At 42.7% G+C, this 9,781-nt stretch carries 5 protein-coding genes; 4 read left to right on the plus strand and 1 reads right to left on the minus strand.

All coding sequences use genetic code 11. The features are described from left to right. Positions 1 to 184: 184 nt before the first annotated feature. The 4 genes from AC1DUD_RS17845 (at position 185) to AC1DUD_RS17860 (ending at position 8,145) form a co-directional block, all read left to right on the plus strand. Positions 185 to 3,475, plus strand: coding sequence for a SusC/RagA family TonB-linked outer membrane protein (locus tag AC1DUD_RS17845; protein ID WP_477376758.1), 3,291 nt, complete (start codon positions 185 to 187; stop codon positions 3,473 to 3,475). Positions 3,476 to 3,498: 23 nt separating this feature from the next. Beyond that, positions 3,499 to 5,028 carry a RagB/SusD family nutrient uptake outer membrane protein gene (locus AC1DUD_RS17850; protein WP_477376760.1) on the plus strand — a complete coding sequence of 510 codons (1,530 nt, stop codon included), beginning with the start codon at positions 3,499 to 3,501 and terminating at the stop codon, positions 5,026 to 5,028. A gap of 56 nt (positions 5,029 to 5,084) precedes the next feature. Continuing rightward, entirely contained in the window at positions 5,085 to 7,163 is a 2,079-nt protein-coding gene (locus tag AC1DUD_RS17855) for a glycoside hydrolase domain-containing protein (RefSeq protein ID WP_477376762.1), read from the plus strand. 127 nt (positions 7,164 to 7,290) lie between these two features. Then, positions 7,291 to 8,145: a glycerophosphodiester phosphodiesterase family protein gene (locus AC1DUD_RS17860; protein ID WP_477376764.1), complete on the plus strand. Its 855-nt coding sequence runs from the start codon at positions 7,291 to 7,293 to the stop codon at positions 8,143 to 8,145. A gap of 438 nt (positions 8,146 to 8,583) precedes the next feature. Here the strand turns inward: AC1DUD_RS17860 and AC1DUD_RS17865 are convergent. Further along, the coding region (locus AC1DUD_RS17865; RefSeq protein WP_477376766.1) for an OmpA family protein at positions 8,584 to 9,781 on the minus strand (1,198 nt) is incomplete at its 5' end.

Below are 9,781 nucleotides of genomic sequence, written 5' to 3' on the forward strand. Positions count from 1 at the left end.
TTTTGCTTACGTCTTTAAAAATAATCGCCTATGTAACATTAACTTCAACTTAACATCGAGCTCGGCGATAAAACTAAGAACCGGTGAATGCGCTAACATCCACGCGGTCCGGGATTAATTGTCAAATAACTAAAAAGCGGTCCAAGGCTTAAAGTCATTTCTTTCAACAATCAAATTTAAAAGTATGAATAAAAAGATTATTCCAAATCTTTTGAGCAGGTTTTTTTTAATTCCTGTATTATTTTTACTGGTTTTGCTAAAACCTTTTATCTCAAACGCTTCGGCAAAAAATATAGTATTTAATGCCGCCAAGGAAATTACCGGTACAGTTACCGACGAAACCAGCCTTCCTTTACCTGGTGTATCGGTTAGGATCAAAGGCTCTGACAAGGGCACTGCTACCAACACAAACGGTAAATATACCATCTCTGCCGAAGAGGGCGCTGTGTTACTGTTTAACTTTATCGGTTATGAACAACTGGAAGTAACTGTTGGCAATTCATCAACTATTAACGTTAAGATGAAGCCAAAATCAAACATGCTTAACGAGGTTGTAGCCATCGGTTACCAAACCATCCGTAAAAGTGATGTTACAGGTGCAATTGCCAGCGTAAAAGCCAGCGACCTTAACCTTTCTGCCCCGTCATTGGGCCAGGCCCTTGCCGGTAAGGTAGCGGGTGTACAGGTGTCTCAAACCAGTGGTGCACCTTATACAAGCACCAAGATCCGTGTAAGGGGTATTGGTTCGTTCAACGCCAGTTCTGATCCTTTGTATGTAATTGATGGTTACCCTGCAGGTAACGATATTTTCATTAACCCTGATGATGTTGAAAGTATCGACATTTTGAAAGATGCTGCATCTGCTGCTATCTATGGTTCACGTGCATCGGGTGGTGTTGTATTGATCACTACTAAAAAAGGTAAAGAAGGCAAAGGCCGTTTTGAGTACGATGTACAAACCGGTGTTGATCAGCTTGCGCATAAAGTAAAATTGCTCAATGCAGATCAGGCTGCCTTGTTGGTTATCGATGGTCGTAACAATGCGTATCATGACCTTTGGGTGAGTAATCCTGCCCACACCTGGAGTGATGCCATGTACTCAGATGACAACAGCACCCGCGTTAAGAATGTTGGTAATAGCGGTAGCGTAAGTATCCCTAACGGTTTATATAATTTTGCTGCGCAAACGCCAATTAAACAAACTGTAAATACCGACTGGCAGGACGAATTATATCATAATGTTATATTTCAGAAACATACCTTATCGTTTTCAGGAGCTTCAAACGGCGTGCGTTACTATGTAAGCGGAGCATATCAGAATAACCCTGGTATCGTGGTTTCAACTGGTCAGCAGCGGTATAACTTCCGTACCAATGTTGATGGTGATGTAAGCAAGCGGATCCATATCGGCGCTAATATATCATACACTCAAAATACTAACCAGGAAATACAGGAAGGCCGTTTTGACCATAGTCCAATTTTAGGCGCGCTGATCTATATGCCTTATTTACCTGCGTATAATGCAGATGGTTCATTACAAACCAACGTTGAGGCGGCTGGTTCATCACAATATGGTTACCAGGGCATCGAAAACCCCGTAGCGCTTGCCGAAAGGGTAAAAATTAACAGGAAAGGATATCGTGGTACTTACAATGTTAATGCTACCTATAACATTTTGCCAGGGCTTAGCTTTAAAACTAATTTAGGAACCCAAACCTATACTGAAAAGTACGATTATTATTATCCAACTACTTTAAGTAGTGGTGCAAACCCTCCGGGATCAATACAATCTATCCAGGCAGCAAACGCCCTTGCTTCAGATCTGATCACGGTTGACAGGCTTGCTGAGTTTACCTTAAATTATAAAAAGGATTTTGGTAAGCATCATTTAGACCTGTTAGGCGGTTATACAGCTCAAAAAACAACTGATGATTTCCTGAGTGCGAAAGCAAACGGTTTCCAGAATGATAATATACCTGAGTTATCAAACAGGGGCGCATTACCGGCAAACTTTTATTACAATGGCACAAACGGTGTTTATAAAGATGCTTACACGCTGTTATCATATCTTGGCCGTGCCAGCTACAACTATGCAGGCAAATACTTTTTAACAGCATCATTCCGTGCCGACGGTTCATCTCGTTTTGGTCCTGCCAATAAATATGGTTATTTCCCTTCGGTAGCCGCAGGCTGGAATTTATCTGATGAGTCGTTCTACCACAACTTCCTTGGCGAGCAATCAACTGTTAAGATCCGCGCAAGCTGGGGTAAAAGCGGTAACTACAATATTGGTAATTACAATATCCAGCAAACTCTGGCAAGCCCTACAGGTGTTGTGCTTGACGGCAATAGCGCTGTTACAGCTACATACCCTAACGGCATCCAGGATAACACGTTAAGCTGGGAAACTACCTCACAGTATAACTTTGGTACAGATATCGGCTTGTTCAACGGTCGTTTGCAGATCATTGCCAACTACTACCTGAGCTATTCATATAATTTATTATACAAACAGCCAATTTCGGCAATATCTGGTGCCACTACTATTTTAACCAACCTGCGCGATTCAAAGATCCGCAACAGCGGTATCGATTTACAGTTAGATGGTAAAATCATTAGCACAAAAGATTTCACTTTTGGTGCAAGTGGTAATATTTCATTAAACCGTAATATGGTTGTTAAGCTGCCTGCTAAAAATACCCTGATCATTAATGGTGCCGAGCGTTCATACCTTACCAGTATCACCACGCAGGGACAACCGGTAGGCATGTTTTATGGTTTCCAGGTTGGCGGCATTATCAATGCCTCAAACTATGGCAAAACCGCACCATCGGCTTCACAAACCAATCCTGCCAAAATTGGCGACCTTTGGTTTGTTGATACCAACAAAGATGGTGTTGTAAACGATGCCGATAAAACAGTTATCGGTTCGCCTTATGCTAAATTTACCTACGGCTTTGCCCTTAACAGTACTTACAAACGTTTTGACTTCGGTGCATCATTCAATGGTTCTTATGGTAATAAGATCCTTGATGGTCAGGATTACTACCTGTACAATGGGGAAGGTTCCGGCAATCAGTATGCTAATGTTGCACAACGTTACCGTAACGAAGCTGAACCAGGAGACGGTTCATTTTATCGTGCCTCACGTGCAGGTACACAAAGTAACAGTACCCGTTTATCAAGTTTCTACCTGCAAAGCGGCTCGTACCTGCGTTGTACCAACCTTATGTTAGGTTATACATTACCTAACTTTTTACAGCAAACTTTAGGTTTGAGCAAGGCACGTGTATTTGCAAGTGTTGTAAACGCATTTACTATCACCAAGTATAAAGGCTATAATCCTGATGTTGATTATAACTACTCAGGTGCTGCTTCAAACAACACCCAGCCTGCCAACCTTGCTCCGGGTATCGATTATGGTACTTATCCGCTGGTTAGGTCATATAACTTAGGTGTTAATGTTACTTTTTAATGAATTTTTTAAGAGATATAGAGATGAATAAAAAATTTGTAGCCATTGCCTGCCTTGCAGCCGTAGTGGCGATAAGCCCTTCTTGTAAAAAAGACTTTTTAAATGAGAGTGACCCCAACGCTATAACAGTTGATGCCAGCTATAAATCCCCCAATGATGTGCTGTTGGCTGTAAATGGTATTTATCAATCATTGCGCACTGGTAACAACGTTGGCGAAGGCAGCGATCTTTGGACTGATCAGCGGTCTGATGATACAGGTACCCAGGATAATCAATCTAACGCGGGCGAACCTTTTCAGTTTGGTAATTTTTCCATTTTGCCAAGTAATACCTACCTTAAAAGTCACTGGTCGTCATTATATACCACAATCAGCCGTGCTAACGTGGTGTTGTCACATATTGACAAGGTGACTTTTCCGGATAATAGCTTAAAATTGAGGTACGCTGCAGAAGCCAAGTTTTTACGGGCTTTTATCTACTTTGATTTGGTACGTACCTGGGGCGATGTGCCTTTGGTAACTGAACAATTAACATCGGCAGGCCAGGTTGCAACTAAAACATACCGCGAAAAACAAGCCGTTGTTTATCAACAGATAGTTGCCGATTTGACTGATGCTATTAACAGTCCGCTTCCAAATCTGCAAGCGCCAACCGGCCGTACATCAAAGGCGGCGGCTAACTTTTTGTTAGGCCAGGTATACCTTACCATGGCAACCACACAGGATCAGGCAAACCGTGCCACTAATTTGGCTAATGCTAAAACATACCTTATGGCTGCGTACAATATGCACACATTTGGTAATTTGAATACAGTGCCTTTTACAGATGTATTTAACGTAGGTAAAAAAACAACTTGCCCCGAGTTGATCTTTCAGATTGTCAATATTCAGGGCGATCAGACTTACAGTTCATCTATAGCGGCAAATTTCCAGGCTAAAGGTGAAACTATCAACTCAAGGGTAGTATCATCAGGTGCAGGTTATAATGTTACGCATGACTTAATTAATGAGTACGAAACCGGTGATCCAAGAAAGGACTTTTCGGTAAAGTTTGCGAACGACCCAACTATACAGGATTGGTTTGTTACCAAATTCAGGGATAACAGCGATGGCGCAGGTGCTTTTGGCTGGGGTGGTAACGACTGGATCCTGATGCGTTTTGCAGATGTGATCCTTTCACTGGCGGAAGTTAACAATTACCTTGGCGATCAGGCTACCGCAACAAGCTTTTTAGACCAGGTGCGCACACGTGCAGGTATGCCAACTTATGCTGTATCAATGACCAACAGTGATTATGCTACCAAATATCCAACATTAAAACTGGCTATTTTGCATGAGCGCCGCGTTGAGCTTGCGTTTGAGCATCACCGCTGGTTTGACCTGCTGCGTACTTTTAACGATGCCGAATTGGTGGCTTACTTCAAAGCAAAAAAACAATCTGATTTTGGTTTGGCTTCATTGGCAAACTTTACTACTAAAGATCGTTATTTCCCAATTCCGTTTGATGAGTACAAACTTGACCCTGTTAAGATGTACCAAAACCCGGGTTATTAATACCAATGTTACATAGAGAAGGAGGGGCCTGGCCCCTCCTTTTTTTATTTTACGCCATGAAAAATACGTTCATTACCCTATCTGTATTTACTTTATTGTTTACCGCTTTTAAAGCATCTTCCCAAACTAAAAAGCCGGCCGAAACCAGTCCTTCAAGCCTGGTAAATGTTTTTGTTGGTTCTTCAGGCGATCATGGGCAAATGTCGCCCGCGGCATCATATCCCTTCAGTATGCTGAGCATCGGGCCGCAAACTTACCCTAACCTGCACATGGGGTATGAGCATAAGGCCAAAGTATTTTTAGGTTTTACCCATAACCGCTTTGAGGGTGTTGGCTGTCAGGGCAGCGGCGGCAATATTTTAATCAAGCCTTTTTTGGGCGATGATGTCAGCGCTTCTATCCTGAATAAAGTAACGGAACAAGCCGGGCCGGGATTTTACAAGGTAGCTTTCAGTAACCACATTGCAGTCAAAATTGCTGTTTACCAAAACGCGGGTGTTGAAAGCTATAGTTTCCCGCAGGGTAAAAAAGGTTTCTTTATCGATTTGAGCCATACACTTGCTAACCGTTTTGTTGCTGAAGAGCATGAGCTCGGTAATAATGAAATAACCGGCTGGGTAGACTCACGCACAACCTGTAATGTGGGTACTTACCGGGTTTATTATTGTATCAAATTTAATCAGCCCGTGGCTTTTGTTCCGGGTGCTGCACATAAACTAACCGCTAATACCAATTCAGGCCAGGTACAATTGAGTGTCGCTTTTTCTTCGGTTGATATCGCTCATGCCAAAGCTTCCGTTAAAACAATCGGTTTTGAGCAGATGAGGGCTCAAAGCAGCGAAGGATGGAACAAAGTATTAAGCCGGATCAAAGTAAAGGGTAATCCCGAACGTGAAAAGCTTTTTTATTCGATGCTTTACCGTACCGTTCAGTCTCCTTATGTGGTTTCTGAAACAGACGGCAGCTACAAGGCAACGGATGGCAGTCTGCAAACTACCAAAGACAGCATTTATAATGGATGGGCTATCTGGGATAATTACCGCACCCAATTACCACTGTTATCTATTTTATACCCCGATAAGTATAAATCTATGACTACCTCTATAGCTAATCTTTACCGTTTTGGCAAAAAGGATTATGCAACCAAACATGAGCCTTCAAACACTGTGCGCACCGAACATGCTATTGTAGTACTACTGGATGCTTACCGTAAGGGTTATAAGGTTGATTTTGCGGGTATTTTGGATTCACTAAAAAGTGATGTTGATAAGCTTGATTTTTCGCACCCGGATAAAGCTTTGGAATCGAGTTACGACACTTGGGCATTTTCACAAATTTTGAAAATTGCCGGTAAAACTGAACTGGCCAATCAATACAAGCAAAAAGCTTTGGGCTATAAAGAATATTGGAACAAGGATTTTAAGGATATCACCAAAAATGATGTAGACCGTGTTTCGGCCCGCGGGCTTTACCAAGGGACTATTTGGCAATACCGCTGGTTTGTTCCTTTTGATTTAAAAGGCCTCACCGAATTGATAGGCGGTGAAAAAGAATACATCCGTCAATTAGATCAATTTTTTGACAACGATTATTACAATCACGCCAACGAGCCGGATATCCAGGTGCCGTACATGTACAACGCATCTGCACAACCCTGGAAATCGCAGGCCGCGGTACATAAATATGCCGCAGATACCGTGGTTCAATACTATTTTAATGACAATAGCCGGGGTATCGATCCGTTTGTTGATGTTATTTATCAGAACAAGCCCGATACCTATGTACGTACTATGGATGATGATGCCGGTGCCATGTCGGCATGGTTTGTTTTTGCGGCTACCGGTATCTCGCCGGCTTGTGTTGGCTGGCCGGTTTATTATTTAAATGTGCCGTTGTTTAAGCAAGTACAACTTGCATGGCCGGGTGGCAAAACTTTCAATATAAGTGTATCCAATTACGTTGAGGGCCGGAAATATATCCAGTCGGTATTGTTAAATGGTAAAAAGCTGAGCCGTAACTGGCTTACCCACCAGGAAATTATGCAGGGAGGCACACTGGTTATTACCGCTGCTGATAAGCCTAATGAGCAATTTGGGGTAAGTGATCAGTGGGTATCTGATATTGAAATGAAGTAATGAAATAAAAACCATGTCATTGCGAGCGCAGCGTGGCAACCGCACGGAAGCATGTCCGCCCTGTATAGTATGCGATTGCTTCGTCGTGCCTCCTCGCCATTGACATTTTTATAATTGAAAATAACATATGAAACTAAAACTGTTAATCCTGGCTTCAACCATTTCACTGTCGGTTAGTGCCCAAAACAAGATCCAGGTAACCGCCCACCGCGGCGACTGGCGTAATGCGCCCGAGAATTCATTGAGAGCTTTTCAATACGCTGCCCAAATGGGTGTTGATATTGTTGAGCTCGACCTGAAGAAAACTAAAGATGGCGTAGTGGTGATTATGCATGATGAAACCATTAACCGAACAACAAACGGTAAAGGCAAACCTGCCGAATATACTTTTGATGAAATCAGGAAATTTGGTTTGAGGAATGGCATCGGACGTATAACTAAAAACCAGATCCCAACACTGAAAGAAGTAATGCTGGCCTTGAAAGGCACCGGTGTAAAGGTTAATCTTGATAAAAGCTACGATTACTATCCCGAAGCTTTCGCAGTGCTCAAAGAAACAGGCACCGTTAAACAGGCTATTTTTAAATCGGAGGTGCCTTATGCCGATCTTAAAACACGTTACCCAAGCCTTATAGATAGCATTATTTATATGCCTGTGGTAAACCTTGATAAGCCCGAAGCAAAACAGATCATTGTTGATTATCTGAAAAACATGAAGCCTTATGCGTTTGAGCTTAATTTCACCAAAGATACATCGGCCGTACTAAGAGATAATAGGTTCATCACTCAAACAGGTTCAAAGGTATGGATCAACTCGCTCTGGGCCTCGCTAAATGCCGGGCATGATGACGATACGGCTGTAGAAGATGATAATAAAAAAGACAGCTGGGATTGGATCATAGCCCATGGCGCTACCATCATTCAAACGGATAGGCCGTTGTTAATGCTGGAGTATCTGCGTAAGAAACATCTGCATAAATAACGGGTATAACATCGTCATTTGTAAAGTAAAAGGCTGTGATACTGAATAGGTAAAATCTCGGGGCTTTGAAAGGGGGAAATGAAATTTTTCCCCTTTGTCATGCTGAGGTACGAAGCATCTTCTTCGCCCTGTATTGCGGCCATGCTTGTTGAAGAAAATCCTTCGTTACTACCCATGACATAATTAAAATAGGGTCATGCTGAGCTTGTCGAAGCATGGTGGGCAGGGCCTCTGCGCGCGAGTCTTCGACAGGCTCAGACTGACCGGCTCTCGTTTGTCATTTCACCTTCAGAGTTCGCTGGATTTAAACACTCAGGATGACAGTTTTTTTAAATTATGTTATGGGTAGCTCTTCGTAGTATGTGGGCAGGCCTCTCCGCACGAGTCTTCGATAGGCTTAGACTGACAGGCCTACTACTTTTTTCATTTCACCCCATATCATCTTTTCGTGATCTCCACACTCCTGTTTTGAAATTGCCGGTCGTAGCTGTTTATTCCGCTGAGCGGACTGGCAGTACCAAGGGCGGTTTTGTCTTTGATTTGTGCCCCGTTAACATGGAGACCTATCAAATAATTAACAACACTGTTTATCCTTGCCTGCGATAGTTTAACGGGAGCATTGCTATCGTTATTCAATTCCATACGAGGTATTTCCTGTGTATTACAATGGCCTTTTAAATCTATTTGTGTGCCGGGATTAGCAATCAAATAAGTGGCTATTTCCTTAAGCTTGTTTTGCATAGCCGGCTTTACCACCGATTGGTGGGCATCAAATACAACCCTCAATGGGAAGGGGCTGCTTGCTTCAATTTGTTTAAACTCAACGCGGCGGTTAAGCTCCCGGCCTTCCGCGGTTGTATTGTCGGCAATTGGGTGGGTTTCACCAAAGCCCTTTATTTTTATGTTTTGAGACGCAACTCCTGAATTAACCAGGTAAGTTTTTATTATGTTGGCGCGATCTTGGGATAGTTTAATTTTATGCGCTGCTGTGCCTTCGTCTTTCGAGGCAAAACCATCAAGTTCTATAGTTTTTCCCGACTCGCGCAAATTGGAGGCTGTAGCATCTAATGCAGGGTATGACGATGTACGCAAAATTGAGCTGTTAAAGTCAAACTGGATATTTGAGTAAGATGCCGCTCCTGGAAATGCTTGTGTTCTGTCATGCTCAAATAAAAAAGGACAGCCAGAACCATCAACAATTGCGCCGGAAGGTGTACCCGGGCAATGGTCAAACTGATCACTTACGCCATCTTCGTCCGAATCTTTTTTTAGGTCATTGACAGTGGTCTCTACATTAGCAATGCGACCTTTCAGCGCTTCAACTTCCTGACGTAAAGCTGCATCATACAGTTCGTCATACATCATAGCTACCGGGTTAACCCACTCTAATACTGGTTTCGATTTTGAACCTAAAGTGAATTCTAAACCGGCGTAACCGTATGAGTAATGGTCTTTAGTAGGGTAAGCCCTGTTGAAACCATCAAGGTTATCACCATCAACATAGTTTTGAGTGTAACCCAAATCTAAGGCAACAGCGTCGCTTAAACGGAATTTAACACCTGCACCTACAGGGATAACCAATTCTTTTACGTAGTGGGTTCCATCAGTACCGTTGTTTTTAAAGGGAGCTGTAACG

Source organism: Mucilaginibacter sp. P4_A11, assembly GCF_056402535.1.

Coding starts and splice junctions, on each gene's coding strand:
- AC1DUD_RS17845 (WP_477376758.1), top strand. CDS start 185: ATGAATAAAAAGATTATTCCAAATCTTTTGAGCAGGTTTTTTTTAATT.
- AC1DUD_RS17850 (WP_477376760.1), top strand. CDS start 3,499: ATGAATAAAAAATTTGTAGCCATTGCCTGCCTTGCAGCCGTAGTGGCG.
- AC1DUD_RS17855 (WP_477376762.1), top strand. CDS start 5,085: ATGAAAAATACGTTCATTACCCTATCTGTATTTACTTTATTGTTTACC.
- AC1DUD_RS17860 (WP_477376764.1), top strand. CDS start 7,291: ATGAAACTAAAACTGTTAATCCTGGCTTCAACCATTTCACTGTCGGTT.